Origin of the sequence: Nocardiopsis suaedae (genome assembly GCF_027706745.1) — a bacterium.
GTDB classification, from domain to species: domain Bacteria; phylum Actinomycetota; class Actinomycetes; order Streptosporangiales; family Streptosporangiaceae; genus Nocardiopsis_A; species Nocardiopsis_A suaedae.
Map to the genome: position 1 here is coordinate 1 of NZ_JAQFWP010000034.1, position 24,500 is coordinate 24,500.

23 protein-coding genes are annotated in these 24,500 nt (G+C 73.7%); 12 read left to right on the plus strand and 11 right to left on the minus strand.

Features of this window, described 5'->3' with window-relative positions:
- The first annotated feature begins 418 nt into the window (after positions 1-418).
- A complete protein-coding gene (locus tag O4U47_RS17780) occupies positions 419-1,036 on the plus strand; it encodes a stage II sporulation protein M (RefSeq protein WP_270679011.1) in 618 nt (205 codons plus the stop codon).
- 90 nt (positions 1,037-1,126) lie between these two features.
- Complete coding sequence (locus O4U47_RS17785) at positions 1,127-1,852, plus strand: helix-turn-helix domain-containing protein (protein WP_270679012.1); 726 nt, start codon at positions 1,127-1,129, stop codon at positions 1,850-1,852.
- A 99-nt stretch (positions 1,853-1,951) separates the two neighbouring features.
- Here the strand turns inward: O4U47_RS17785 and O4U47_RS17790 are convergent, their stop codons facing one another.
- Both O4U47_RS17790 and O4U47_RS17795 read right to left on the minus strand, forming a co-directional pair.
- A complete protein-coding gene (locus tag O4U47_RS17790) occupies positions 1,952-3,406 on the minus strand; it encodes an aldehyde dehydrogenase (NADP(+)) (protein WP_270679013.1) in 1,455 nt (484 codons plus the stop codon).
- Complete coding sequence (locus O4U47_RS17795) at positions 3,403-4,911, minus strand: GH1 family beta-glucosidase (RefSeq protein WP_270679014.1); 1,509 nt, start codon at positions 4,909-4,911, stop codon at positions 3,403-3,405. Before O4U47_RS17795 ends, O4U47_RS17790 begins: the two co-directional genes overlap by 4 nt.
- A gap of 233 nt (positions 4,912-5,144) precedes the next feature.
- Here O4U47_RS17795 and O4U47_RS17800 point away from each other — a divergent pair, with 233 nt between their 5' ends.
- The 3 genes from O4U47_RS17800 to O4U47_RS17810 all read left to right on the plus strand — a co-directional run bounded on the left by O4U47_RS17800 (position 5,145) and on the right by O4U47_RS17810 (position 7,333).
- On the plus strand, positions 5,145-5,711 hold the full coding sequence (locus O4U47_RS17800) for a TetR/AcrR family transcriptional regulator (RefSeq protein WP_270679073.1): 567 nt from the start codon (positions 5,145-5,147) through the stop codon (positions 5,709-5,711).
- A gap of 72 nt (positions 5,712-5,783) precedes the next feature.
- Positions 5,784-6,659 carry a prolyl oligopeptidase family serine peptidase gene (locus O4U47_RS17805; protein WP_270679015.1) on the plus strand — a complete coding sequence of 292 codons (876 nt, stop codon included), beginning with the start codon at positions 5,784-5,786 and terminating at the stop codon, positions 6,657-6,659.
- A 98-nt stretch (positions 6,660-6,757) separates the two neighbouring features.
- Complete coding sequence (locus O4U47_RS17810) at positions 6,758-7,333, plus strand: peroxiredoxin-like family protein (RefSeq protein ID WP_270679016.1); 576 nt, start codon at positions 6,758-6,760, stop codon at positions 7,331-7,333.
- 19 nt (positions 7,334-7,352) lie between these two features.
- Here O4U47_RS17810 and O4U47_RS17815 read toward each other — a convergent pair whose 3' ends face one another.
- Positions 7,353-8,720 carry an FAD-dependent oxidoreductase gene (locus O4U47_RS17815; protein WP_270679017.1) on the minus strand — a complete coding sequence of 456 codons (1,368 nt, stop codon included), beginning with the start codon at positions 8,718-8,720 and terminating at the stop codon, positions 7,353-7,355.
- A 142-nt stretch (positions 8,721-8,862) separates the two neighbouring features.
- Here O4U47_RS17815 and O4U47_RS17820 point away from each other — a divergent pair, with 142 nt between their 5' ends.
- Positions 8,863-9,489: an HD domain-containing protein gene (locus O4U47_RS17820; RefSeq protein WP_270679018.1), complete on the plus strand. Its 627-nt coding sequence runs from the start codon at positions 8,863-8,865 to the stop codon at positions 9,487-9,489.
- A gap of 54 nt (positions 9,490-9,543) precedes the next feature.
- On the opposite strand, the gene O4U47_RS17825 is transcribed toward O4U47_RS17820, so the two are convergent.
- Positions 9,544-10,299, minus strand: a complete 756-nt coding sequence (locus O4U47_RS17825; RefSeq protein WP_270679019.1) for a sulfite exporter TauE/SafE family protein — start codon at positions 10,297-10,299, stop codon at positions 9,544-9,546.
- A 502-nt stretch (positions 10,300-10,801) separates the two neighbouring features.
- On the opposite strand from O4U47_RS17825, the gene O4U47_RS17830 reads away from it, so the two are divergent.
- Entirely contained in the window at positions 10,802-11,095 is a 294-nt protein-coding gene (locus tag O4U47_RS17830) for a WhiB family transcriptional regulator (RefSeq protein ID WP_270679020.1), read from the plus strand.
- A gap of 117 nt (positions 11,096-11,212) precedes the next feature.
- Here the strand turns inward: O4U47_RS17830 and O4U47_RS17835 are convergent, their stop codons facing one another.
- Both O4U47_RS17835 and O4U47_RS17840 read right to left on the minus strand, forming a co-directional pair.
- Positions 11,213-12,166, minus strand: a complete 954-nt coding sequence (locus tag O4U47_RS17835) for an SPFH domain-containing protein (protein ID WP_270679021.1) — start codon at positions 12,164-12,166, stop codon at positions 11,213-11,215.
- Positions 12,167-12,417: 251 nt separating this feature from the next.
- Positions 12,418-13,203 carry an ABC transporter ATP-binding protein gene (locus O4U47_RS17840; protein ID WP_270679022.1) on the minus strand — a complete coding sequence of 262 codons (786 nt, stop codon included), beginning with the start codon at positions 13,201-13,203 and terminating at the stop codon, positions 12,418-12,420.
- A 113-nt stretch (positions 13,204-13,316) separates the two neighbouring features.
- Here O4U47_RS17840 and O4U47_RS17845 point away from each other — a divergent pair, with 113 nt between their 5' ends.
- From O4U47_RS17845 to O4U47_RS17860, 4 genes are all read left to right on the plus strand, one after another.
- On the plus strand, positions 13,317-13,922 hold the full coding sequence (locus O4U47_RS17845; RefSeq protein WP_270679023.1) for a DUF1707 SHOCT-like domain-containing protein: 606 nt from the start codon (positions 13,317-13,319) through the stop codon (positions 13,920-13,922).
- Positions 13,923-14,023: 101 nt separating this feature from the next.
- Positions 14,024-14,629: a DUF1707 SHOCT-like domain-containing protein gene (locus O4U47_RS17850; protein ID WP_270679074.1), complete on the plus strand. Its 606-nt coding sequence runs from the start codon at positions 14,024-14,026 to the stop codon at positions 14,627-14,629.
- 112 nt (positions 14,630-14,741) lie between these two features.
- Entirely contained in the window at positions 14,742-15,980 is a 1,239-nt protein-coding gene (serB, locus tag O4U47_RS17855; protein WP_270679024.1) for a phosphoserine phosphatase SerB, read from the plus strand.
- A 45-nt stretch (positions 15,981-16,025) separates the two neighbouring features.
- A complete protein-coding gene (locus O4U47_RS17860; protein ID WP_270679025.1) occupies positions 16,026-17,039 on the plus strand; it encodes an inositol monophosphatase family protein in 1,014 nt (337 codons plus the stop codon).
- Here O4U47_RS17860 and O4U47_RS17865 read toward each other — a convergent pair.
- Positions 17,011-17,265, minus strand: a complete 255-nt coding sequence (locus O4U47_RS17865; RefSeq protein WP_017626350.1) for a hypothetical protein — start codon at positions 17,263-17,265, stop codon at positions 17,011-17,013. The two genes, O4U47_RS17860 and O4U47_RS17865, sit on opposite strands and share 29 nt — an antisense overlap.
- 370 nt (positions 17,266-17,635) lie before the next feature.
- Between O4U47_RS17865 and O4U47_RS17870 the strand changes: the two genes are divergently transcribed.
- Complete coding sequence (locus O4U47_RS17870) at positions 17,636-21,394, plus strand: AAA family ATPase (RefSeq protein ID WP_270679026.1); 3,759 nt, start codon at positions 17,636-17,638, stop codon at positions 21,392-21,394.
- A 111-nt stretch (positions 21,395-21,505) separates the two neighbouring features.
- Here the strand turns inward: O4U47_RS17870 and O4U47_RS17875 are convergent, their stop codons facing one another.
- From O4U47_RS17875 to O4U47_RS17890, 4 genes are all read right to left on the minus strand, one after another.
- On the minus strand, positions 21,506-22,300 hold the full coding sequence (locus O4U47_RS17875; RefSeq protein ID WP_270679027.1) for a sporulation protein: 795 nt from the start codon (positions 22,298-22,300) through the stop codon (positions 21,506-21,508).
- 98 nt (positions 22,301-22,398) lie between these two features.
- Positions 22,399-23,163 (minus strand): sporulation protein, encoded by a 765-nt coding sequence (locus tag O4U47_RS17880; protein WP_270679028.1) that lies wholly within the window; start codon positions 23,161-23,163, stop codon positions 22,399-22,401.
- An 86-nt stretch (positions 23,164-23,249) separates the two neighbouring features.
- On the minus strand, positions 23,250-24,020 hold the full coding sequence (locus O4U47_RS17885; protein ID WP_270679029.1) for a sporulation protein: 771 nt from the start codon (positions 24,018-24,020) through the stop codon (positions 23,250-23,252).
- 145 nt (positions 24,021-24,165) lie between these two features.
- Positions 24,166-24,447 (minus strand): HPr family phosphocarrier protein, encoded by a 282-nt coding sequence (locus O4U47_RS17890; RefSeq protein WP_270679030.1) that lies wholly within the window; start codon positions 24,445-24,447, stop codon positions 24,166-24,168.
- Between the last annotated feature and the right edge of the window lie 53 nt (positions 24,448-24,500).

Below are 24,500 nucleotides of genomic sequence, written 5' to 3' on the forward strand. Positions count from 1 at the left end.
GGCGCCCCGGCCCCCTCGACGAATCCGCCCGCCGCTGGGAGACCACCCGGCACGCATGCACCGTGCTCGGCATGCTCCTGACCGCCTACGCCATCGGCCTCATCGGCTGAGCGGCAAGGAGGAAGGAAGGCGCTCACCCACTCCACGAAGCGGCCCCGAGCCCTGGGCACAGGTCCGGGCGGCTCGTCCTCGAGACGCCCGGACCCGCGCAGGATCCGCGCTGGCCCCAAGCACACGGGGCGTGGCGCCCGTCACAGGCCGCTCCTCAAGGCAGGGCGCCACCTCGGCCAACGCGGAGCCGACCGGTCGTGCCGCCGGGGTGTGCCGCCGGGGTGTGCCGCCGCCCGCTTGACCCTGCCCTCGGGGCATGGCCTGAAGTGGGTCGCGACCCGCCCCGACCGAAAGACGGGACCCACCCATGCACGTCCTCCGCGAACCCCTCCGGATCGTCCGCGCGAACCTCGGCGCCTACCTCGTCATGAACGCGATCATCTTCGGCCCGTTCTTCCTCGGCATGGGGGCGGCCCTGCTCTTCCCCGACCTGCACGCCTCGCACATGGCGTCCATGCAGGAAGACGGGACGGCGGATCAGGTCACGTCGCTGCTGGACAACTTCTGGCTGTTCAGCCTGACCATCCTCGCCGTCAACACGTTCACGGCCGCCGGCCTGACCATCCTGTTGCCCTCGCTGATCGTGCCCTTCGTCGGCATCGCCCTCTTCGCCTACAAGGCGTTCTTCTTTGGCGTGGCCCTCGCCCCGATCGATGCGACCGTCGCGAAGACCCTGATCCCGCACTCCCTGACGCTCCTCATCGAGTTCCAGGCCTACGCCCTCGTCATGCTCGGCGTCTACCTCCTGGGCAGGGCCTGGCTCCGCCCGGCGGCCGTCGGCGCCCGGAACCGCCGCCAGGGGTACGTCCTCGGTCTCCGGCAGCTCGGCTGGGTGTGCCTGCCCGCGCTGGTGCTGCTCGTCGTCGGCGCCTTTTACGAGGCCTTCGAGATCCTCTACCTGGTTCCGCCGCTGGTCGCCGACTGACCTCAGTGGGCCCGCCGATTGACCCTGCCCTCGGGGCATGGTGTGGACTTCTTCCAGGGCAGGGCAGGACCGCGAACGGGGGAGCAGGCAATGGCGTGGAGCACTCGGCAGCTCGCCGAACTCGCCGGGACGACGGTGAAGGCCGTCCGCCACTACCACGAGATCGGGCTGCTCGACGTTCCCGAACGCGCCTCCAACGGGTACAAGCAGTACGGCGTGGCGCACCTGGTCCGGCTGGTGCAGATCAAGCGGCTGAGCGACCTGGGGGTCCCTCTCGCGCAGATCGCGGCCATGCAGCACGCCGACGAGGAGCCGGACGAGGCGATCCGCGTCCTGGACGCCGAGCTGGAGGCGACGATCGAACGGCTCACCCGTATACGCGCGGAACTCGCCGTGCTCCTGCGCCACCGGGCGCTGCCCGAGGTACCGCCCGCATTCGCCCCCGTCTCCCGGGACCTCTCCGAGGCCAAACGGTCACTGCTCATGGTCTACTCGACGATCTTCAGCGAGGAGACCCTGGAGGCGTTCCGCCGGGCACTGGCCGACCGGGACGAGACCGAAGACGAGTTCGACCACCTCCCCGCGGATGCGGACGACGCCGCGATCGACCGCCTCGCCGAACGCATGGCGCCGGCGGTCCGCCGGGCGCGGGAGAGGAATCCGTCGGCGGTCGACCCGACGGCGGACTCGCCCCGAGGCGCCGAGCTCGCCAAGAGCGCCCTGGCGCACGCGGCGGCGGAGCTGTACAACCCGGCACAGCTCCGCGTCCTGCAGCGCACGAACGAGCTCCTTGAGCAGGCGGGCGACGGCGCCTAGGCCCTGCGGATCCCCGTTGATCTCGGGAAAAGCGACGCTACCGGCGCGGTTTTAGGGGCGTTTTCCCCGAGATCAACGACGGAGGGGCGCATCGTCCGTTTACTCCGGTCGGCCGTCCACCAGCCGGGGGATGTCCAGCGGGTTCTCATCCTTCAGTGCCTCGGGCAGCAGCGTGTCCGGCACCGACTGGTACGCCACCGGCCGGAGGAACCTGCGGACGGCCGTCGTCCCCACCGACGTGTGCAGCGACGTCGACGCCGGGTACGGCCCGCCGTGGTGCATCGCGTAGGTCACCGACACGCCCGTCGGCCACCCGTTCCACAGCACGCGCCCCGCGTGCTCGGACAGGGACGCCAGCAGCCCGGGCGCGACCGCGTCGCCCTCCTCGCCCTGCACCGTCGAGGTGAGCTGCCCCTGGAGCGCCGCGGCCGCCTCCAGCAGCCGCTCCTCGTCGTCGTACGTCACCACCAGCGACGCCGGGCCGAAGCACTCCTCCAACAGCCCTTCGGGGTCGGCGAGCAGCGCGTCGATGTCGGTCCTCAGCAGCGACGGCGTCCACCCGTCGCCCCGCTGCGCCCCTTCGACCAGGACCTCCACGTCCGAACGCCCGCTCAGCCGCTCCAGCCCGGAGCTGAACCCCGACTCGACCCGGTCGTTCAGCAGCTCCGCCGCCGCGCGTCCGCGCACGTCGTCCACCAACGGCGCCACGTCGGCCTCGCTCGGCACCAGCAGCACGCCCGGCTTGGTGCAGAACTGCCCCGCGCCCATGGTGAACGACCCGGCGTAGCCCTCCAGGATCTCCCCGCCGCGCGCCGCCATGGCCGCGCGGGTCACGAACACCGGGTTGACGCTGCCCAGCTCCCCGTAGAACGGGATGGGGTCGGGCCGCGACGCCGCCAGGTCGAACAGTGCCCGCCCGCCGGGGATCGACCCCGTGAAGCCCACGGCCCGCGCCTTCGGGTGCAGCACCGCCCTGCGCCCGGTCTCCTGCCCGTAGACGACCGCGAACACGCCCTCGGGCGCGCCCGCCTTGGTGAGCGCGTCGGCGACGACCTCGCCCGTGCGGCGCGCCAGACGCGGGTGCCCGGGGTGCGCCTTGACGACGACGGGGCACCCGGCCGCCAGCGCCGACGCGGTGTCCCCGCCGGCGGTGCTGAAGGCGAACGGGAAGTTGCTCGCGCCGAACACGACCACCGGCCCCAGCGGCACCAGCATCCGCCGCACGTCCGGCCGCGGCCCCATGCCCCACTGCCCGTCGGGGCGGTCGATCGACGCCTCCAGGTAGCGCCCCTCCTCGACGTGGTCGGCGAAGAAGCGCAGCTGGAAGGTGGTGCGCCCGAGTTCGTTGCGGCAGCGCGCCTCGGGCAGGCGGCTCTCCTCCATGGCGATGGGCACCAGCTCCTCGGCCGCCCCGTCGAGGGCGTCGGCGGCCGCCCGCAGCACGGCGGCGCGGTCGGCCGGGCGCATCGCCGCGACCTCGGGGGCGGCCGCGGCCGCCGCCTCCATCACGCGGTCGAGCGCCGCCTCGGTGGTGTCCTCGGGCATCCCCGTCATGGCTGATTCCTTCGGGTCGGGGTCGGGTTGCTCTGGTCGGTGTCGGTGTCGGTGTCCGTGCCGGTACCGGCGGCCGGGCCGCCGCCGGTCGGGGTCCGTCGGCCCTCGATCCACGCCCGGTACCAGGCGTAGGAGTCCTTGGGCGTCCGCCGCCCCGTGTCGAAGTCGACGTGGACGAGGCCGAAGCGCTGCGTGTACCCCTCGGCCCACTCGAAGTTGTCCAGGAGCGACCAGGCGAAGTAGCCGCGCACGTCGACCCCGTCGGCGACGGCGTCGGCGAGCGCGTGGAGGTGGCCCTCCAGGTAGGCGCAGCGCTCGGGGTCGGCGACGCGCCCGTCCGCGTCCGGGGCGTCGTCGCGGGAGCACCCGTTCTCGGTGATGTAGAGCGGGGGCAGCCGGTCGCCGTAGCGACGGTGCAGGCCGGTGAGCAGGTCGTACAGCCCTCGGGGGACGACCGGCCACCCGAAGGCGGTGGTCGGCGTCCCAGGGTGGCGGCCGGTGTACGGCGGCAGGGCGAACGGAAGGCCGCCGCCCGGCTCGGGGGCCGCGACGACGGTCGGGTTGTAGTAGTTCACGCCCAGGGCGTCCGCCGACCCGTGGATCTCGTCGAGGTCGCCGGGCAGGACCGCGTCGTCCAGGGGCGTCCGGCCGCCGGGGGCGTAGGAGCCGAGATCCGGGTACCCGCCCAGCAGCAGCGGGTCGAGGAACATGCGGTTGTGCAGGGCGTCGTAGGCGCGCGCCGCCTGGAGGTCCGGGTCCTCCACCCGGTCCATGTTCCCGTCCCCGTGCCCGTAGGTGCCCCGGCCGCCCGCCATGGGCTCGACCGGCGTCAGGTTGTTCGTCAGTAGCACCGTGCGGCCGGTCGCGCGCAGGACCGCCGACGCGCGCGCGTGCGCGAGGAGCTGGTGGTGCCCGGCGGGCAGCGCACCGGTCATCAGCGCCTTGCCGGGGGCGTGCACACCGAACGCGTACCCGAACGCCATGTGCACGAACGGCTCGTTGAGGGTGATCCACCGCCGCACCCGGTCGCCGAGGCGGCCGACCGCCGCCTGCGTGTAGTCGGCGAAGCGGTCGGCCGTCTCCCTGGCGAGCCACCCGCCCCGTTCCTCTAGGGGGAGGGGCAGGTCCCAGTGGTAGAGCGTGGGGACCGGTTCGATCCCGGCCGCGAGGAGGCCGTCGACGAGCCGGTCGTAGAAGTCCAGCCCGGCGGCGTCGGCCGGGCCGCGCCCTCCGGGCTGGATCCGGGGCCAGGACAACGACAGCCGGTAAGCGCTTACCCCAAGGCGGCGAAGCAGCTCGGTGTCCTCGTCGGACCGGCGGTAGTGGTCGCACGCCACCGCGGCGGTGGCGCCGTCGCGGATCCGGCCGGGCTCCGCGGCGAAGGCGTCCCAGACCGACCGGCCGCGCGCGTCGGCACCGCCTTCGACCTGGTGGGCGGAGGTCGCCACGCCCCAGAGGAACCCGGGCGGGAACACGGGCGCCCCACCGGGACCGCCTGCCTGCACCGGACCACCCCCTCTACCAGCCGCACCACGGGTAACACACCCCCCGGCAGCGGCCGGATTCGGCCAATTCGCCGCCTGCGCATTCGCAGGGCACGAACCCGGAATATTACGGGAACCATTTGATTCCGGAAAGGCATCATAGGGATGTGATGACTACTTCCCGCAGTTCCATCGCCGTCGAGCCCGCGCTCGCGCACGCTCCGCTGCGCCGGCGGCCCGCCCAGCAGCGCAGCATGGCGCGCGTCCAGCGGATGCTGGACGCCTGCGCCGAACTCCTGGACGAGGGCGGGTACAGCGGACTGTCCACCACGCGCATCGCCGAACGCGCGGGCGTCGCCATCGGATCGGTCTACCAGTTCTTCCCCGACAAGAAGGCCATCACCCAGGCGCTGGTCCTGCGCTACCTCGACATGTTCAGCCACCGGGTGGCCGACCGCCTCAAGAACGGGGGGTTCGATCACTGGAGCGAGGCCGTCGATGTCATCATCGACGAGTACCTGGACATGCACCGCAATGTCCCGGGCTTCCGCAGCCTGCACTTCGGCGACGTCGTGGACGTGCGCCTCCTCGACACCGCCTCCGACAACAACGGCGTGATCGCCGCCCGCCTGCGCGAGCTGCTCACCACCGTGGCCGGGGCCGAGGAGAGCGAGCGCCTGGACCGCGCCGTCACCGTCGCCGTGGAGGCCGCCGACGCGGTGCTCAAACTGGCCTTCCGCGCCGACCCCGACGGGGACCCCGACCTGATCTCCGAGGCCAAGCTGATGCTCCGGTGCTATCTGGGCCGACACTTCGCCTGAGCCGGGACCCGGGGCCGCGGCGCACCGGCGCCGCGGGCACGGGGCGGCGCACACCGACGGGAGGAGCCCTCGTTGACGCACACCGAAACCGCAGTATCACCCGCGGCCGGACCGGCCCCGGGCCCGGTGGCGGGCACAGCGGCCGGGGTGCCGTTCCTCGCGGTCCCGCCCGCGATCGGTGGGCCGCACGCCCCGCTGGTGCTGGCGCTGCACGCGTTCGAGCCGCCGCGCGGGGAGACCGCCCTGGCGGGGACGCTGCCGCTGGCCTCGCTCCCGGCGTGGCGCGTCTACCTGGGCCTGCCGATGTTCGGCGCCCGCCTGCCCGAGGGCGGCGTCGCCGCCGTCAACGAGCTGGGGCGCGCCGACTACCTGCTGCACCTGTACGCGCCGGTGGTGGAGCAGGCCGGAAACGAGCTGCACGCGGCCGCCGCGGAGCTCGCCACGCGGTTTCCCGTGGTCGACGGCCCGGTGGGGCTGATGGGGGTGGGCGCCGGAGGGGCGGCGGCGATGCTGGCGCTGGCCGAGTCCGACCTGCCGGTGGCCGCGGTGGGCGTGGTCAACCCGGTCACCGCGCCGCAGCGGGTGATCGCCGCCCGCGAGCGCCGCACCGGGGCGCCCTACGCCTGGACCGAGGAGGCCCGCGACGCGGCGCTCCGGCTGGACGTCGCCGGCCGCGTCTCCGACATGGCGGCCCGCAGGCAGATCCCCCCGGTCCTGGTGGTGAGCGGCGGCCAGGACGAGGTGGTCCCGCCGGACCACGGCCGCGGGCTCTGCACCGCGCTGGCCCCCTACACCGGCCCCGAGCGGGTGCGGCACGCGGTCGTCCCCGACCTGGCGCACACGCTGGGCCCCGAACCCGGTCTCCAGCCGGGTCCGCCCACCCCGGGCGGTGTCCTGGCCGACCGGGCGCTGACGGAGTGGTTCCACCGGCACCTGTCGGAGCAGTAGCGGAGCCCCGGGCTCTCCGCCCCCGGGCCCTATGCGCGTACAAGGTACGCGCCTACGTTCGTAGGCGTATGCGCTACACCTACGTGAGGACTCTCCCCATGGCCGCCTCCCGTTCCGCCCGCCTGGCGGTCGGCGACACCGCCCCCGAGGCCGCGCCGACATCCGCCACCGGTGAGCACGTGTCACTCCCCGACCCCGACCGCATCGTCCACCTGCAGTTCCGCCGGTTCGTCGGGTGCCCGATCTGCCACTTGCACCTGCACTCGTTCACCCGACGCCACGCCGACATCGAGGCAGCGGGGGTGCGCGCGGTCGCCGTGTTCCACTCGACCGCCGACGGCCTGCGCGCGTACGCCGAGAGCGCCCCGTTCACGCTCGTGGCCGACCCCGGCAGGGAGCTCTACACGGCGTACGGCGTGGAGTCGGGCCCGCGCTCGCTCCTCTCCCCGGGCGCCTGGCCGGGGATCGCGCGCGCGGACTTCCACGCCGTCCGGCTGCTCCTGCAGAAGCGCCCCTGGCCGACACCGGAGCGCCTCCCGCCGGGCGGCGTGCTGGGCCTGCCCGCCGACCTCCTCATCGCCCCGGACGGGCGGATCCTGGCGGTGAAGTACGGCGCCCACGCCGACGACCAGTGGTCGGTCGACGAGATGCTCGCCCGGGTCCCGAAGCCCTGAGCGCCGGCCCCGCCTCCCGTCAGCCGGCGAGCTTCTCGGACAGCTTCCGCGCCGCGATCAGGACCGGGTCCCACACCGGGGAGAACGGCGGGGCGTAGCTCAGGTCCATCCCGCTCACGGCCTCCGCGTCCATGCCGTTCCACAGCGCGGTCGCGAGCACGTCCACGCGCTTGCCGGAGTTCTCCCGGCCCACGATCTGGCCGCCCAGCAGGCGGCCGCTGCGGCGCTCGGCGAGCAGCTTGACCGTCATCCACGTCGCGCCCGGGTAGTACCCGGCGCGGGTCGTGGACTCCACGGTGACCGTCTCGTAGGCGAAGCCCGCCTCCTCGGCCTCCGCCTCGCCCAGGCCGGTGCGGGCCACCTCCAGGTCGCACACCTTCGTGATGGCGGTGCCCAGCACCCCCTCGAAGCGGGCGTAGCCGCCGCCGATGTTGATGCCCGCGACGCGGCCCTGCTTGTTGGCGTGGGTGCCCAGGGCGATGGCCACCGGAGCCCTGCTGATCCGGTGGAAGTTCTCCACGCAGTCCCCGGCGGCCCACACCCCCTCGTGGGAGGTGCGCATGCGCGCGTCCACCACGATGCCGCCCGACGGGCCGGTCTCCAGGCCCGCGTCGCGCGCGAGGTCGCTCGCGGGCCGGACGCCCAGGCCCAGCGCCACGACGTCGGCGGGGTAGGCGCCCTCGGGGGTCACGACCGCCGACACCCGGCCGCCCTCCGACTCGATCGCGCTCACCCGCTCCCGCGTGCGCACGTCGATGCCCATCTCCGTCATCGCCCGGTGCACCAGGGTGCCCATGTCCGGGTCCAGGGTCGCCATCGGCTCGGACCCCGAGGTGATGACCGTCACCTCCATCCCCCGCAGGGCGAACGCCTCGGCCATCTCCAGGCCGATGTAGCCGCCCCCGACGACCACCGCACGCTTGGGCCGCCGCTCCTCCAGGTAGGCCGTGACGGCGATGCCGTCGTCCAGGGTCTGCACCCCGAACACCCCTTCGGCCTGGTCCCCGGGAAGGCCGGGACGCCTGGGCACGGCGCCGGTGGCCACCATCAGGTGGTCGAAGGGCTCGGTGGACACCCGCCCGTCCGGGCCGACCGCCTCGACCGTCCGGCGGTCCGGATCGATCGCGCGCACCTCGGTTCCGGTACGCACGTCGATGGCGTGGTCGCGGCGGAAAGTCGCGGGGTCCCGGGCCACGAGGTCCTCGGGACCGGCTACGGTTTTCCCGACCAGGTAGGGGATGCCGCAGGCGGAATAGGACGTGTGGGCACCGCGCTCGAAGGCCACGATCTCCAGCCCGTCGGGGCCGATCCGGCGGCGCGCCTGCGAGGCCGCGCTCATGCCCGCCGCGTCGCCCCCGACGACGAGGAGGCGTGTCCGTGCGTTCACCCGTCGCTCCATACCGGCTCCCCCCGTGGTCTCCGCCGCGTCAGCCCGCGCCCGTTCCATGGGGGAGCGTTCCCCGAGCGGCGCCGGGCGTCCGACGCTATCCCCCAGTGTCCACCCGACATCATCTAGGAGGGCGACTTACGTGACGGAACCGGCACCGGTGTTCGCCGGCGGGGTCGACCACGAACGACTCACGTCCCAGCTCCGGTTCTTCCTGGAGACGGACAAGCTCAAGCGCATTCTCCGGCGGAACATGCTGGTCGACGGGGCCCGGAGGGAGAACGCCGCCGAGCACTCCTGGCACCTGTCGCTCGCCGCCCGGGTGTTCGCCGAGTACGCCCCCGAGGGGGCCGACGTGGACCGCGTCGTGGAGATGCTGGTGCTGCACGACATCGTCGAGATCGACGCCGGTGACACCTTCCTCTACGACACGGAAGGACAGAGCACTCAGGCGGAGCGCGAGCGCGCCGCCGCCGACCGGATCTTCGCGCTGCTGCCCGAGGACCAGGCCGCGCGGGCGCGCACGCTGTGGGACGAGTTCGAGGCCCGCCGTACGCCCGACGCGCGCTTCGCCAAGGCGATCGACCGCCTCGCGCCGATGCTGGCGAACTGGCACACCGAGGGCGGCACCTGGGTGCGGCACGGCGTGACCCGCGCCCAGGTCATGGACAAGGTCAAGATCATCGCGGAGGGGTCGGAGGCGCTCGGCGCCTACGCCTCGGCGCTGGTCGAGGACGCCGACCGGCGGGGGTACTTCTCCCGCGGGTGAGGCCCGTCCGGGGGAGCCGGGCCGCCGCCCCTCAGGCGCCCGCTCCCCCGGTTCTCACCACTCGATCAGCAGCTGCACGGCGGCGCTGAGCCCCACGGCCACGATCAGCCCGCGCAGCGCGACAGGTTTGAGCCGCCGCCCCAGGCTCGCGCCCGCGTAGCCGCCCAGGACCGAGCCCGCCGCGATGAGCGCGACCGCTCCCCAGGCCGGCGAGGCGAAGAAGATGTAGAAGACGGCCGCGGTGGCGTTGACGATGAACGCCAGGCAGTTCTTGAGCGCGTTGAGCCGCTGCACGTCGTCGTCCATGGCGGTGCCGAGCAGGCTCATCAGGACGATGCCCTGGGCGGCCGCGAAGTACCCGGCGTAGACGCCCGCGCCGAGCACGCCCAGCGGCAGGAGCCGGCCGCCGTCGGGCTTGGCCGGGCGCCGCTTGCGCGCCCAGGCGGAGATCTTCGGCTGCAGGATGATCAGCAGGCACGCCCCGGCGATGAGCACCGGCACCACCCGCTCGAACACCCCGGAGGGCAGGGTGACCAGCAGGACGCCGCCGCCGAGCGCCCCGAACAGGGACATCACGCCGAGGCGGAGCACCCGGCCGCGCTGGCCGCGCAGCTCCCTGCGGTACCCCAGGGCGCCGCTGAGCGATCCGGGGGCCAGCCCGATGCTGTTGGAGACGGTCGCGGTGATCGGCGGGTAGCCGAGCGCGAGGAGGACCGGGAAGGTGAAGAGGGTCCCGGAACCCACCACCGCGTTCACGGCGCCCGCACCGATCCCCGCCGCCAGGACGGCGAGGGCTTCCCAGACTTCCATCGGCGGCCTTCGTTCGGGGACGTTCGGGGACAGGGGGTGCCCGCACCGGAGTTACGGACTGCATACAATCTACACACCGTGACCGCACCGCCGTCGCCCGGCCCCGCCTCCGGCCCCGGAATGGGAGGCCCGAAACCCCTCTGAGCTGGAGTGACTTACATCACTTCCCGGTGATCACCCCCACCGGCGCCGACCGCGCTCCGTCACAATGTGCCGACCCGAGGTGATGGACCCCCGATCTGGCTATGACCCACACGGACTATTTCAGAAATGGGCCGAATGGGGCCTGTCGGTTCCACGCCACGGTCCGTAGTTTCGACCGCAGCGGTGAGGAGGGGCACCGCGCGCCGAAAAGGGACCGATCCCCGGGAGGGGCCGGTGTGCACGCCGGTCCGGGGTTCGAGCGTCCCGCCACTCGGCCCGTCCGCCCTTTCCCCGCGTCGCCGACGACGCGCCCGTCGGCACGACCACGACACATGTCTGATCTTGGGAGTGGGGCAACATGTGGACCGCTGATCTCAGCCTGCAGGCGAACTGCCGCGATACCGACCCCGATGCGCTGTTCGTCCAGGGCGCCGCCCAGAACCGCGCGAAACTGATCTGCCGGGGATGCCCGGTGCGCACCGAATGCCTGGCCGAGGCGCTCGACAACCGGGTCGAGTACGGCGTCTGGGGCGGGATGACCGAACGCGAGCGCCGCGCGCTGCTGCGCCGCCGTCCGGACGTCTCTTCCTGGTGGGACCTGCTCGACAGCGCCCGCCGCCGCTATGAACGGACCGGGGCGGGCGTCCGGTAACCCGCCTCCTTCCCCCGACCACCGAGGAAGGACGAGAACGACCGCGGAGAACGAGGGAGCCGCCGACCCCCCCGGCCGGCGGCACACCCTGTTCCCGGCCGCGATCCCCCGGCGGCCTCAGTCGCCTCTCGACGGCCCCCCGGACTCTGGGCCCTCCTGCCCTTCGAAGCGGAACCGCCCGAACGCGTCGCCGATGCCCTCCATGGCCTTGGACATCTCCGACGGGACGATCCACACCTTGTTGGCGTCGCCGCGGGCGATCTCGGGAAGCTTCTGCAAATAGCTGTAAGCGAGCATGTCCTTGTCGACCTCGCCGCTGCGCAGCGCCTTGAACACCATCTGGATGGCGTCGGCCTCACCGCGCGCCCGCAGGGTCTTCGCGTCGGCCTCGGCCTTGGCGTTGATCATCTCCGCCTCGGCGTTGCCCTTCGCCGTGAGCACGGCCGCCGACTGCTCACCTTCGGCGCGCAGGATCGCCGACTGCTTCTGGCCCTCCGCGGTGAGGATCTCGGCCCGCTTGTCGCGGTCGGCGCGCATCTGCTTCTCCATCGCCTCCTGCACCGACTCCGGCGGCTCGATGGCCTTCAGCTCCACGCGGCTGACCTCGATCCCCCATTCCTCGGTGGCCTCGTCCAGCACCGAGCGCAGCTCCCGGTTGATCTGGTCCCGGGAGGTGAGGGTCTGCTCCAGCTCCATGCCGCCGACCACGTTGCGCAGCGTGGCCGAGGCGAGCTGCTCGACCGCCTGGATGAAGTTGGCGACCTTGTAGGTGGCGTTGTAGGGGTTGGTGACCTTGACGTAGACGGCGGTGTCCACGTTCACCGACAGGTTGTCCTGGGTGATGGCGGCCTGCGGCGGGAAGCTGACGACCTGGATGCGCATGTCGATGCGCTCGCGGATGTGGTCGACGAACGGGACGACGATGTTGAACCCGGACTTCAGGTCCCGGTGGTGCCGGCCGAAGCGCTCGACGACGTACACCATCGACTGCGGGACGATGCAGACGCTGCGCCATCCGATGACGAGCAGGATCGCCACGAAGACCAGGAGGATGAGGACAATGGCAAGCATCGGGGCGGCTCCGGCTCTCCTCAGCGGGGCGGTCAGGGGGCTTCGCCGCGATCATAAAACCCGAGCAACGCCCCCGCTTTCGGAAGAACACCTTTCACCAGCGCACAAACCCGCCTTACCTGGCCGTATACGGACAGGAAGGGCGCACGGAATTCCCCGGTCGCCCTATTGCGGCCGACCGTATGGGACGGTTCCCCGCATACCGCTTTCCGTCACACCATTCCCGGCGGCCCCACGGCGCCCGCGCGCCCTCACACCGCCCGGGCGCTCCACCGGTCGCCGTCGCGCTCCACCTTCAGCGGAAGCCCGAAGGTCTCGCCCAGGCTGTCGGCGTTCATGACGTACTCCAGCGGCCCGGCGTCCACCACCCGGCCCTCCCGCAGCAGCAGCCCGTGCGTGAACCCCGGCGGGATCTCCTCGACGTGGTGCGAGACGACCACCAGGGCCGGCGCCTCCAGGCTGTCGGCCAGCCGGGTCAGGCGGCGCAGCAGGTCCTCCCGGCCGCCCAGGTCCAGCCCGGCGGCGGGCTCGTCGAGGAGCAGCACCTCGGGGTCGGCCATCAGCGAGCGCGCGATGAGCACGCGCTTGCGCTCCCCCTCCGACAGCGAGCCGAACCGCCGGTCCTCCAGGTGCAGCACGCCCCACTGGGCCAGCAGCGCGCGGGCCCGCCCGAAGTCGGGGGTCCGGTACTCCTCGCCGAACCGGCCCAGCAGCCCGTAGGCCGCGCTCATCACCAGGTCGAGCACGACGGAGGAGTCCGGCGTCCGGTTCGCCACCGAGGACCCCGCGTACCCCACCATCGACCGCAGCTCGGTGGCGTCGGCCCCGTCGACCGGCTCGCCCAGCACCTCGACGGCGCCCTCGGTGGCCCGCTGCTCGACCGCGGCGAGCGCGAGCAGCGTGGTCTTGCCCGCCCCGTTGGGGCCCAGAACCACCCAGCGCTCGTCCTCCTCGACCGTCCAGTCGACGCCGGTCAGCAGCTCGGCGCCGTCGCGGCGCACCCCCGCCCCGCTCATCCGCAGCACCTGGCCGTCCATCGCTCTCCTCAGTCCTTCAGCACGTGCGCTCGGCCCCTCAGGGCGTCTCTCAGGGGAACCCCAGGGTCGCCACCGGATCCCGCGGCGGCCCCTCACGGACGATACTCGTGGTCATGAACGACGACGTCCCCACCGCGACCGCGTCCGGGCTGCGCGCCTCCGACGCCGACCGCGAGCGCACCGCCCGGCGCCTGGGGGAGGCGCTGGGAGACGGCCGCCTCGACCACGCCGAGTACGGCGAGCGCCTGGACTCGGCCTTCACCGCCACGACCATGGGCGATCTCGCCCGCCTCACCGAGGACCTGCCCGGGGGCGCCGAAGCGGCGGCCGCGCCCGCGCCCGAGGCCGCCCCCGCCGGGTCCTCCGTGGGGTCGGAGAACATCGTGGCGGTGCTCGCCTCCGCCGAGCGCACGGGCCGCTGGCTGGTGGAGCCCCGCACCAACGCCTCGAACGTGCTCGGCTCCATCGAGCTGGACATGCGCGAGGCGGTGCTGTCCGGCCCCCGGGTGGTGCTGCAGTGCGCCGTGCTGCTGGGCAGCGTGGAGCTGGTCGTGCCGCCGGGGATTCGGGTGGTGAGCCGGGCGAACGCCGTCCTGGGGTCGGTCGACACCGCGGGGGCGGCGCCGGCCGGGCCGGACGCGCCGACCGTGGAGATCACCGGCCTGGTGCTGCTCGGATCGGTGTCGGTCACGACCCGCGGGCCCGGCGCGCAGGACTGAACGGGCGGGGCTCCGACGTGGCATATTCGACATACCGAATCGGGGCGGCCGACGCGGAGGACGCGGCCGACGGACCCGACACCCAGGGGAGGGCGGCGGCCATGGAGCCGGAGAAGATGCGCGCCTCGGACGCCGACCGCGAGCGCGTGGCCGAGCGCCTGCGCGAGGCGCTGGCGGAGGGACGGCTGGACCCGGCCGAGCACACCGACCGGCTGGACGCCCTCTACCGCGCCAAGACCGTGGGGGAGCTGGCCGAGACCGTGCGGGACCTGCCGCCCCCGTCCGAGGGGCCTGAGGCGCCCGTGTTCTCCTCCCCCGAGGCCGAGCGGCTGGCGTCGGCGAGCCAGGGACGGGAGAACATCGTCGCGGTGTTCGGCGGCGCCGAGCGCAAGGGCCGCTGGCTGGTGGAGCCCCGCACCAACGTGTCGGCCATGTTCGGCGGGGTCGGGCTGGACTTCCGGGAGGCGGTGCTGACCCGCCGCGAGGTCACCGTGCAGTGCGCGGTGCTGTGCGGGGGGCTGGACATCACCGTCCCGCACGGCGTGCGTGTGGTGAACAGCACCACGTCGATCTTCGGGGGCACCTCCCTGCACGGCACGGACGCGGTCACCGACCCCAACGCCCCGGTGATCCGCCTCACCGGGACCTGCATGTTCGGCGGGATCGACGTGAAGGCGAAGAAGCCCAAGAGGAAGAAGAAGTCGTAGAACCGGCGGCTCCGGAGGGCGACCGGCCGGTGGACACCGGGTGAACTCCCGCTTCAGGGGCACCGCCCTGCCCTCGGGGACCGGGAGCGGGGCGAGTACCGTTGTGAACGCGATGAACGAGCAATCCACTCTCCTGGTAACGGTGACCGGTCGCGATCGCCCCGGCGTGAGCGCACGACTTCTGTCCACCCTCTCCGTTTTCCCGGTGACCCTCGTCGACCTGGAACAGGTCGTCATCGGGGGCCGGCTCGTCCTGGGCGCCCTCGTCGCCGTCGACGAGGGCGTCGCCCCCGGCGTGAGCGGGGACCGCGTCTTCGACGAGGTCCGCAGCGCCGTGGAGAAGACCTCCATCGACCTGGAGATGGAGGCCGAGTTCACCTCCGGCAACGGCCGGGTGACCGTCTCCGCCGACGACCGGCTGCACATGACCCTGCTGGCCGACCCGCTGCGCCCCGGACAGCTGGGGGCGATCACCTCGTGCATCGCCCGCGCGGGGGCCAACATCGAGCGCATCGAGCGGCTGGCGAGCTACCCGGTGACCTCGATCGAGCTGGAGGTGTCGGGGGCCGACCCCGAGACGCTCCGCGGCGACCTGGCGATGGAGGCCGCCACCCAGCAGATCGACGTGGCCCTGCAGCCGTCGGGGCTGCACCGGCGGGCCAAGCACCTGATCGTGATGGACGTCGACTCCACCCTGATCCAGGGGGAGGTCATCGAGCTGCTGGCCGAGCACGCGGGCTGCGCCGAGGAGGTCGCCCGCGTCACCGAGGAGGCGATGCGCGGCGACCTGGACTTCGAGGAGTCGCTGCGGCGCCGGGTGGCGCTGCTGAAGGGGCTGGACGCCTCGGCGATGGACGCGGTGCGCGAGCGGCTGGTGCTGACCGCCGGCGCGCGCACCCTGGTGCGCACGCTGAAGCGGCTGGGCTATGAGTTCGCGATCGTCAGCGGCGGGTTCACGCAGATCACCGACGCCCTGGTGGACCGCCTCGGGCTGGACTACTCGGCGGCGAACACGCTGGAGGTCGTGGACGGCAAGCTGACCGGCGGCCTCGTCGGCCCGGTGATCGACCGCGGGGGCAAGGCCGAGGCGCTGCGCGGGTTCGCGGCCGAGGCCGGGGTGCCGCTGTCGCGGACGGTGGCCATCGGCGACGGCGCCAACGACCTGGACATGCTGCGCGCCGCCGGGCTGGGCGTGGCGTTCAACGCCAAGCCGGTGGTGCGGGAGCAGGCCGACACCTCGGTGAGCGTGCCCTACCTGGACACCATCCTGTTCCTGCTGGGGATCTCCCGCGAGGAGGTGGAGGCGGCCGACCGGCAGGGCGGATCCCCGGAACCGCATGACGCAGGGTAGCCAACCAAGTACGCTTCGCAGTAACCCCTGAAGCGAGGCCCCCTCATGTCGTCTTCTCCCTCGTCCGCGTGCCCTCCGACCGCCCCGGCCCCCGCACCGCACCGGCGCGCCGCCGGCCTGGCCGCGGCGGCCGAGCGGTGCGTGCGCTCGGCGGCGCGCGCCCTGTCCGACTCCGGCGACGGCCGCCTCGCGGTGGCCGCCAAAGGCCGGTTCGACCCGGTGACCGACGCCGACACCGCGGTGGAGCGGTACCTGTCGGAGGCGCTGCGCTCGGCGGTGCCGGGCTCGGCCGTGGTCGGCGAGGAGGGCGGCGGCCTCCCCGGGACCGCCGGGGTGACCTGGTTCGTCGACCCGATCGACGGGACCGGGAACTTCCTGCGCGGGCTGCCGTTCGCGTGCATCTCGGTGGGCGCCGCGGTGCAGGGGCGCCTGGTCGCCGGGTGCGTCTACGACGTCTTCCGGAACGAGTGCTTCACCGGCGGCCCGGGGCTGCCGCTGCGCACCGGGGCGGAGCAGGGCACGGCCGCCCGCCCTCCGGCGACCGAGGGGGCGCCGACGCCGCTGGTGCTCACCGACATCCCGCTGCCGGGGCGTGCGGGCGCGCGGGAGCTGGCGTTCTTCGCCGACCTGCTGGACCGGGCCGAGGTGCGGCGGGTGTACTCCACCGCGCTGTCCCTGGCCTGGGTGGCGGCAGGCCGCGCGGACGCCGCCTGCAACCTGGGCGTGCACCCGTGGGACGTGGCGGGGGGCGCGGCCCTGGTGCGCTCGGCGGGCGGGGTGTACACCCCGGTCGGCACGGTGTCCGCGCCCGACAGTGCGCAGGAGGGCCCACAGGAGCCGCTCCCGCCGGAGCTGGCCTCCGGTTTCACGGCGACGGCGGCCGGTTCGCGCTCCCGCGCGTTCGGCCGCTGGCTGACCGAGCGCGTGTCCTGCCTGGCCGAGCCGGAGGAGGCGCCCGAGGCCCCGGAGCACGATCCGGCGGCCCCCGCGGCCGTGCCGCAGGGACCGCCGGGCGATTCCCACGTTCGCGCTATGCCCCGCGGGCGAGGGGGAGTTTGACGTCCGCCCGGTGGGCGGTGAAGACCTCGGCGCTCACACCGTCCGCGGTCTCGGTGCGGCCGGTGGTCTCGAACTCGAAGGACGCGTCTCCGCGTCGGAACCGGTAGCTGCCCTTCGGGGCCGCCACCCGGGTCACGGTGCCGTCGAGGTCGCGGATGGGGGCGAACTCCTCGCGTTCGGGGACGACGAGGCGGATGGCCTTCATGGCCGGCTGCAGTGTCGGCATCGTCTCCTCATTTCTCACCCGGTGCCCGCTTTCCGAGGGCGCTGTGATTTTTTCCCGGAAACGGAACCGTAAACATTGGAGCAAAGAGGACTTGTTTTTGTTTTAGAGCCCGACAAATGGGGAATAAAGCAGGGTTGTCTTTCGTGATTCGGCCGGGGGCGGCGCCCGATCCGGCCCCCCGGACGGCGCCCCAGCTCACGGCGGATGGTGGGTCCCCCCCCTCCGCACACCCCATCGTTTTTCGATGCTATCGAAAAACGATAAGCAACCGTGAACCCGCGCCGGGCGTCGGAACCGGGACATATGCTCACGGCACGCGGGGCGGCGCCCCGTGTGCCCTCCACCCCCCGAGCCCCGCGAAGGAGCGCGTTTGCCGGCGATCCGCCTGCCCGAGCACCTGGAACCCCTGCTCACCCACGAGCCGGTGCTCGACGTGTACGAATACGGGCCCTGGCAGGTCCCCGAGGACCTCATCGCCAAGGTCTCCGACCTGCTGTCCCTGGTCATGTCGGACCAGCGCGGCCTGGAGTTCCCCCCGGACGCGCCCCGGGGCACCTCCGAGGAGCGGCGCAGGCGCCTGGGCGGAGACGTCCTCGACGCGCTGATCTGCGTCTCCGGTGCGCTGCGGATCAACTCCGGCAGCCACTCCTGCCTGCCCTCGCTGCTCATGCGCGACCACATCAGCGGCGTCACCCCCGACACCGACCCCGTCCGCTGGATCTTCGACGACCTGGAGATCCCGCCGTTCTACGGCCTGATGGACGTCGCGGGCACCCCGGAGTCCCGGGAGACCGTGCTGGCCCTGCTCCGGGACGTCCTGGACGCCGTCGAGGGCATCGCCCCCTGGGAGCCGCGCCGCCGCGCGATCCTGCGGCTGCTCGACCGCCGCGCCGCCGACCCCGAGCTGCACCGCTTCGACCTGTCCGCCACCCCGCGCGAGGTGCGCCGCGCCTGGGCGGCCGACATCACCGCGCACGACTTCGCCGACGCCCCCGAGTTCGCCCCGCCCGAGACGTTCCTCAACTGGGCGTTCGAGCGGTTCGCCGCGGCACACGAAACGCTCGGGGACATCGCCCACGGCATGCCGGACGCCTACGACACGCTCACCTCCATGGCCCTGGGCCTGGAGCTGCCCGGCGTCCCCCCGGTCGCCTCGACCGTGATGGACCGCGACGAGTTCCAGTACCAGACGCGCCTGTTCGCCCGCGAGAAGGAGGGGTTCAGCGCCGAGGCCTTCAAGCGCCGGGCCCGCGTGTGGCTGTGGGAGGCCGCCGCGGCCGGGGACTTCGACACCTGCCGCGCCTGGCTCGACTACGGCACGCGGTGCGCCGTCGCGCTCGCCTCCGGCGACGACGACCTGATGCGCAAGCCGAGCGCCGGGACCCCGCTCCCGGTCTTCGGCTTCCAGTTCGACCTGCACCGCTTCTGCGTCCGGCCGCGCTCCGTGTTCTCCGTCCCGGAGGCGCCGGAGGGGGAGGCGGCCGAGGAGGCGGCCGGAGAAGCCGGGCAGGACCGGGACGGCGAGCCCGCTCCGGAGAAGGCCGCGCCCGAGAAGGCCGCGGCCGGCCGTCAGCGGCCCGCACTGGAAGAGCTGGACGCCCTCGTCGGCCTGGAGCAGGTCAAGGAGGAGCTGCGCCGGATCCACTCCGAGTGCGAGGCCGAGCGGACCCGCAGGCGCATGCCGCTGGACTTCCCCAAGGCGCCCAGGAACACGGTGTTCACCGGCGGCCCGGGCACCGGCAAGTCGGCCGCCGCGCGCATCCTCGCCTCCATCTGCGCCGAGACCGGCCGCCTGCGCTCCGGGCGGGTGGTCGAGACCGACCGCTCCGAGCTGATCGCCGACTACGCGGGCGGCGTGGCCTCCCAGGTCGCCCAGGTGGTCAAGGGCGCGCTGGGCGGGGTGCTGCTGATCGACGGCGCCTCGGCGCTCACCGAGTCCGACGCCGCCCGCAGCCTGGGCTACGACGCGGTGAACGCCCTCATCCGGGAGATGGACGAGCACCACCAGGACCTCGTCGTGGTGCTCGCCGACACCGACGAGCGGATGGGCCGCTTCCTGGCGGCCAACCCGCGCCTGGCCGCCCGCTTCCCGCACCGCCTGTCGTTCCCCGCCCCGTCCGGGCGGGACCTGGCGGGGATCGTGGAGGCCCTGGCCGCCCGCGGCGGGCTCAAGCTGGAGCCGGAGGCGGCCGCCAAGGCCGAGCGCGCGCTGCGGCGCAGCGGCGGGGCCGGGTCGGGCGGAGCCCACACGGTCCGCGCGCTGCTCGACCGCGCCCTGGCCCGACAGGCCCGGCGGCTCGCCGACGCCGACGAGATTCCCGCGCCCGGCTTCCCCGGCCGGCGCGACACCCGCCCCCTCTTCGTGCTGACCGCCGACGACATCCCCGACAAGGCGGGCATCGGCCTGGTGGGGAGCAAGCGCGGCGTCCCCGAGGGCACCGACCCGATGGCCGCCCTGGACTCCCTGGTCGGCCTGGAAGCGGTCAAGCGGGAGATCCGGCTGTACGCGGCCGAGGCGCACGCCGACCGGCTCCGGGCCGAGGCCGGGGCGGCCGTCGAGGCGCCCGCCCGGCACATGGTGTTCACCGGCAGCCCCGGCACCGCCAAGACGACCGTCGGCCGCATGCTCGGCGCGGTCTACGCCGACCTGGGCCTGCTGGCCTCCGGGCACCTGGTGGAGGTGGGCCGGGCCGACCTGGTCGGCGAGTACATCGGGCAGACCGCGCCCAAGGTGGAGCAGGCGGTGCGCAGCGCCCTGGGCGGGGTGCTGTTCGTCGACGAGGCCTACGCGCTCAGCCAGTCCGACTCGGGCAACGACTACGGCCCCGAGGCCGTCTCCACGCTGCTGAAGCTGATGGAGGACCACCGGGAGGACCTGGTGGTGGTCGTCGCGGGCTACGAGAAGGAGATGGAGCGCTTTCTGGCCTCCAACCCCGGCGTCGCCTCCCGCTTCCCCCGGCACCTGGGCTTCCCCGACTACACCGACGAGGAACTCACCGAGATCTTCGCGCACATGGCCGACGAGGCGGGGTTCACCGTCGGCGCGGGCACCGGGGAGCGGGTGCGGCGGCTGCTTTCGGCCGCACCGCGCGACGGCGCGTTCGGCAACGCCCGCCTGGTGCGCAACCTGCTGGAGCGGGCCACCGCCCTGCAGGCCGAGCGGATCACCGACGGGGCCGACCGGCCGCCCGAGGAGCTGCGCGAGCTGCTCCCCGCCGACATCCCCGCCACGACGGGCGCGCGCGTGGGCGCGGTCGCGCCGACCGACCCGCTCGCCCGCCTGGAGGAACTGGTGGGCCAGGAGCCCGCCAAGCGGGAGCTGCGCGCCCTGGACGCGCGGGCCCGGGTGGAGGAGGCCCGGCGCCGGGCCGGGATCACCGCACCCGGGGCCCTGGACCACATGGTGTTCCTCGGCAACCCGGGCACCGGCCGCACGACCGTGGCCGAGCTGGCCGGGGCGGTGTGCGCCCGGCGCGGCCTGCTGTCGTCGGGCCACGTGGCGCCGGTGGAGCGGGAAGGGCTGGTCGGAACGCTGCCCGGGCAGAGCACGGCGCTGGTGGAGAGCGCGGTGCGGGCCGCCGCCGGGGGCGTGCTGCTGATCGAGGACGCGCACACGGTGCTGCCGCGCCCCTCCTCCGGCGCCGCGGCCGAGGAGGCGGCCGAGGCTCTGGTGCGGATGGTCCGCGCCTACCGCAGCGACCTGCTGGTGGTGGCCTCCGGCGCCCCGGACGAGCTGCCCGCCCTCCTGGACGCGCGCCCCGGCCTGGGCGCGCTGTTCACCCGGCGGCTGCGCTTCCCCGACCTGGCGGTGGAGGAGCTGGTGGCGGTCTTCACGGACCGGGCGCACCGCTCCGGCTTCCAGGTGGAGGCGGGGGCCGCCGCGGCGGCGCGGAGCCTGCTGGCGCGGGACCGTGCGGCCGGGGGCGCCGCGGCGGACGGCGGCAGCGCCGGGCCGGCGAACGCGCGGCTGGCGCAGGCGGTGTTCGAGGTGACCGCCCGCAACCAGGCGGCCCGCATCGCGGAGGAGGACCTGGCCGACCCCGGCGTGCTGCGCGCACTGACCGCCCAGGACGTGCCCACGGTGCTGCCGGACCGCGCGGCCGCCCGGCGGACGGGGATGTACCTGTGACGGCTCCGCCGCCCTGGAGGCGGCGCTCCGGCGATGATCTCGACAGGACCGCTGTCACGGCCGCGGCTGTGACAGCGCGATCGTCGGGATCATCGCCGGGGGTGCCGACCGTCAGCCGAACAGGTCGCCCATCAGACCCGAGCGGCGCTGCACCAGCTTGTCGATCTGCTGCTTGACCTTCGCGCCGACGTCACCGCCCTGGTGCGGGATGCGGAAGCCGCCGACGCGGTCCACCCCCTCGGTCAGCAGGCCGCCGCGCTTGTCGGCCTCCAGGACCACCAGCACGCCCTCCGCGTCGGCGACGAACGACAGCTCCAGCTCCTTCATCTTGCCCGCGTAGTCCGGGCCGGGGCGGAACTCGATCTCCTGGTAGTAGGGCAGCTCCTGGCGGGCGCCGCGGATGCGGCCCCGCTCCACATCGCTGCGGATCAGCGAGAAGCCCAGGCCCGCGACCGCGTCGAGCACGGCCTGCTGGGCCGGGAGCGGGTGCACGGCCAGCGGGTCCAGGTCGGTCGCGTCGACGGCGCCGCCGATGTCGAGGTCCGTGCGCAGTCCCAGCTCGCTGCCGGGCAGGGACCGCCCCCAGGCGAAGGTGAGCGGCGCCTGGATGCTCACCGGGTAGGAGAACGGGATGCGGTGGCGCTCGCCGGGGGCGAGCACGAACGGCCCGCTCAGCTGGACCGCCGCCGCGTCCACGGTGGTCCGGGCCTCTCCGTCGTCGGTCTCCACCTCGGCGCGGGTGCGCAGTTCCAGCGCGATGCGGTTGATGTGGGACTCGACCTCGCCGCCCTCCAGGTCGATGTGGCCCTGGACCTGTCCCCCGGGGCGCACGTTCGCGTCGGCGAGGACGGTGTCGATGCTGGGACCGCCGATTCCGACGGAGGCGAGGAGGCGCTTGAAGACCATGGGGGTCCTTTCGGGGAGACAGGGGTTCGCGTCGGTGGGACGGACGGCCGGGACACGGAGTTCCCGGCGGTCCGGTTCAGGCCGCCCGGGCCGCCCCCTCAGAGCAGGCGCTCCCCTAGGAGCGCCTCGATCTGCTGGTGGACCTGCGGCCGGTAGTCGGCGGCCTGGTGGGGGATCTGGAAGCCCCCGCGGCGGTCCACCCCCTCGCTCAGCAGGCTGCCGCGCTTGTCGGCCTCCAGCACCACCAGCACGCCGAGGGGGGCGGCGACGAACGCCAGCTCCAGCTCCTCCATGCGGCCGATGTGGTTCGGACCGGGGCGGAACTCGAACTCCTGGTGGTAGGGCGCATCGTGGTGCACACCGGAGATGCCGCCGCGCTCCATGTCGGTCCCGATGAGCCCGAAGCCCAGTCCCGCCACCGCGTCGAGGACGGCCTGCTGGGCCGGGAGCGGGTGCACGGCCAGCGGGTCGAGGTCGGTGGCACGGACCCCGCCGGCGATCTCGACGAACGTGCTCAGGCCCAGCTCACTGCCGCGCAGGGGGTGCCCCCAGGCGAAGGTGAGCGGCGCCTGGACGTTCAGCGGGTAGGCGAACGGGATCCGGCGGTGCTCGCCGGGCGCGAGCACGAACGGCCCGCTCAGCTGGACCGCCGCCGCGTCCACGGGGGTGCGGCGGTCGCTCTCCGCCTCGACGCCGGCGCGCGCCCCCAGGAGGATGCGGCCGATGTGGGCCGGGGCCGCGCCGCCCACCAGGTCGACGTGGCCGTGGACCTGTTCACCGGGGCGCACGTGGGGGTTGGGCAGGACGGTCTCGACGCGGGGACCGCCGATGCCGGGGGAGGCGGGAAGGTACATGTAGGCCATGGGCGTCCTTACGGAGATCAGGGTTCGGCGCCGGTGGGACGCCCCGACCGGGCACGGAGTTCCTCAGGGGCCGGATGCGGTCCGGGTCAGGCGAGGGCGCCGTGCACGAGTGCGGAGATGCGCCGCGCGGTGTGCGGGTCGATGGTCCCGGCGGGCGGGAGGTCGAGGCGCAGCGACTCCTTCCTGCCCGGCAGCAGGCCGCCCCTGCGGACCTTCAGGTACACCCCGGTCCAGTCGGGGCCGGGCAGGAGGGTCAGCTCGACCCTCTTGGCGTCGACGGCGCACCCGGGGCCGGGCTCGAACTCCAGGACCTGGTGGAACTCCAGCTCCTGGATCCTGCTGTCCCAGGTGCCGCGCGTGGACTGGGCGTTGGACGGGCGCAGCCCGAGGCCGTGGAGGGTGTCCAGGACGGCCTGCTGCACCGGCAGCGGGTGCACGCGCAGGTCCGCCGTGTCGGTGGCGTCCAGGGACCAGGCGAGCCGCGCGCGGCCGATGAGGCTGAACTCGGCCTCCGGCAGCGGCGCGCCCCAGGCGTGGGTCAGCGACGCCTGGAGGGGCAGCGGAAAGGTGAAGGGGACGGCCCGCTCCTCCCGGGGCGCGAGAGTGACGTCCCCGCCCACCCCGTAGGTGCCCCACACCTCGGAGGCGAGGATCTTGTCACCTTCGCCGTCGACCCTCCAGGCGCGGGTGCGCAGCCGCAGGTCCAGGACGGTGACGCGGGCCTCGGCCTGTCCACCGACGAGTTCGATACGGCCCCGGGCGGGCCCGCCGGGGTAGGCGTCGGGCGGGTCGAGCACGAGGGCGACCTTCACCGGATCGACGAGTCCTGCCCGGGCGAGCACACGCTTGACCACCATGGACGCCGGCCTTTCAGAGGGGGATCACCGCGCCTTAGGACGCCTCCGGGGTCCGGGGGGTTCCGCGGGAGGACAGGAGAACGGGCCCGGACAGGGGATCCTGTCCGGGCCCGTTCCGGCACGCGGGAAGGGGAGGTCCCGCGTGTCAGGCGGACGCGCCTTCGGCGTCCAGGTCGCTCGCGAGCATCCTGGACAGTTCGCCGACGGCCGACTCCGCCCCCTCGCCCTCGGCGGCGAGCGTGACCGTGTCGCCGTGGCGGGCGCCCAGCGCCATGACCGCCAGCAGGCTGCGGGCGTCGACCGGGGCGCCGCCCTCCTTGGCGATGGTCACGGGCAGGCCGGTAGCGGTGGCCGCCTGCACGAACAGGCTCGCCGGGCGGGCGTGCAGGCCGACGGCGGAGCCGATGGTGACGTCGGTGCTGGGCATTGGGGTCTCCTCCGGGACATCGGTGATCAGGGACGGCGAGGGGGTCGCGTGAG

Excerpts from the sequence above, each read along its gene's own strand:
- O4U47_RS17790 (WP_270679013.1), bottom strand. The coding sequence starts at position 3,406 with ATGACGGGGATGCCCGAGGACACCACCGAGGCGGCGCTCGACCGCGTG.
- O4U47_RS17890 (WP_270679030.1), bottom strand. The coding sequence starts at position 24,447 with ATGCCCAGCACCGACGTCACCATCGGCTCCGCCGTCGGCCTGCACGCC.
- serB (WP_270679024.1), top strand. The coding sequence starts at position 14,742 with ATGAACGAGCAATCCACTCTCCTGGTAACGGTGACCGGTCGCGATCGC.
- O4U47_RS17840 (WP_270679022.1), bottom strand. The coding sequence starts at position 13,203 with ATGGACGGCCAGGTGCTGCGGATGAGCGGGGCGGGGGTGCGCCGCGAC.
- O4U47_RS17850 (WP_270679074.1), top strand. The coding sequence starts at position 14,024 with ATGGAGCCGGAGAAGATGCGCGCCTCGGACGCCGACCGCGAGCGCGTG.
- O4U47_RS17835 (WP_270679021.1), bottom strand. The coding sequence starts at position 12,166 with ATGCTTGCCATTGTCCTCATCCTCCTGGTCTTCGTGGCGATCCTGCTC.
- O4U47_RS17800 (WP_270679073.1), top strand. The coding sequence starts at position 5,145 with ATGGCGCGCGTCCAGCGGATGCTGGACGCCTGCGCCGAACTCCTGGAC.
- O4U47_RS17875 (WP_270679027.1), bottom strand. The coding sequence starts at position 22,300 with ATGGTCTTCAAGCGCCTCCTCGCCTCCGTCGGAATCGGCGGTCCCAGC.
- O4U47_RS17860 (WP_270679025.1), top strand. The coding sequence starts at position 16,026 with ATGTCGTCTTCTCCCTCGTCCGCGTGCCCTCCGACCGCCCCGGCCCCC.
- O4U47_RS17885 (WP_270679029.1), bottom strand. The coding sequence starts at position 24,020 with ATGGTGGTCAAGCGTGTGCTCGCCCGGGCAGGACTCGTCGATCCGGTG.
- O4U47_RS17880 (WP_270679028.1), bottom strand. The coding sequence starts at position 23,163 with ATGGCCTACATGTACCTTCCCGCCTCCCCCGGCATCGGCGGTCCCCGC.
- O4U47_RS17830 (WP_270679020.1), top strand. The coding sequence starts at position 10,802 with ATGTGGACCGCTGATCTCAGCCTGCAGGCGAACTGCCGCGATACCGAC.
- O4U47_RS17865 (WP_017626350.1), bottom strand. The coding sequence starts at position 17,265 with ATGCCGACACTGCAGCCGGCCATGAAGGCCATCCGCCTCGTCGTCCCC.
- O4U47_RS17810 (WP_270679016.1), top strand. The coding sequence starts at position 6,758 with ATGGCCGCCTCCCGTTCCGCCCGCCTGGCGGTCGGCGACACCGCCCCC.
- O4U47_RS17785 (WP_270679012.1), top strand. The coding sequence starts at position 1,127 with ATGGCGTGGAGCACTCGGCAGCTCGCCGAACTCGCCGGGACGACGGTG.
- O4U47_RS17825 (WP_270679019.1), bottom strand. The coding sequence starts at position 10,299 with ATGGAAGTCTGGGAAGCCCTCGCCGTCCTGGCGGCGGGGATCGGTGCG.
- O4U47_RS17780 (WP_270679011.1), top strand. The coding sequence starts at position 419 with ATGCACGTCCTCCGCGAACCCCTCCGGATCGTCCGCGCGAACCTCGGC.
- O4U47_RS17845 (WP_270679023.1), top strand. The coding sequence starts at position 13,317 with ATGAACGACGACGTCCCCACCGCGACCGCGTCCGGGCTGCGCGCCTCC.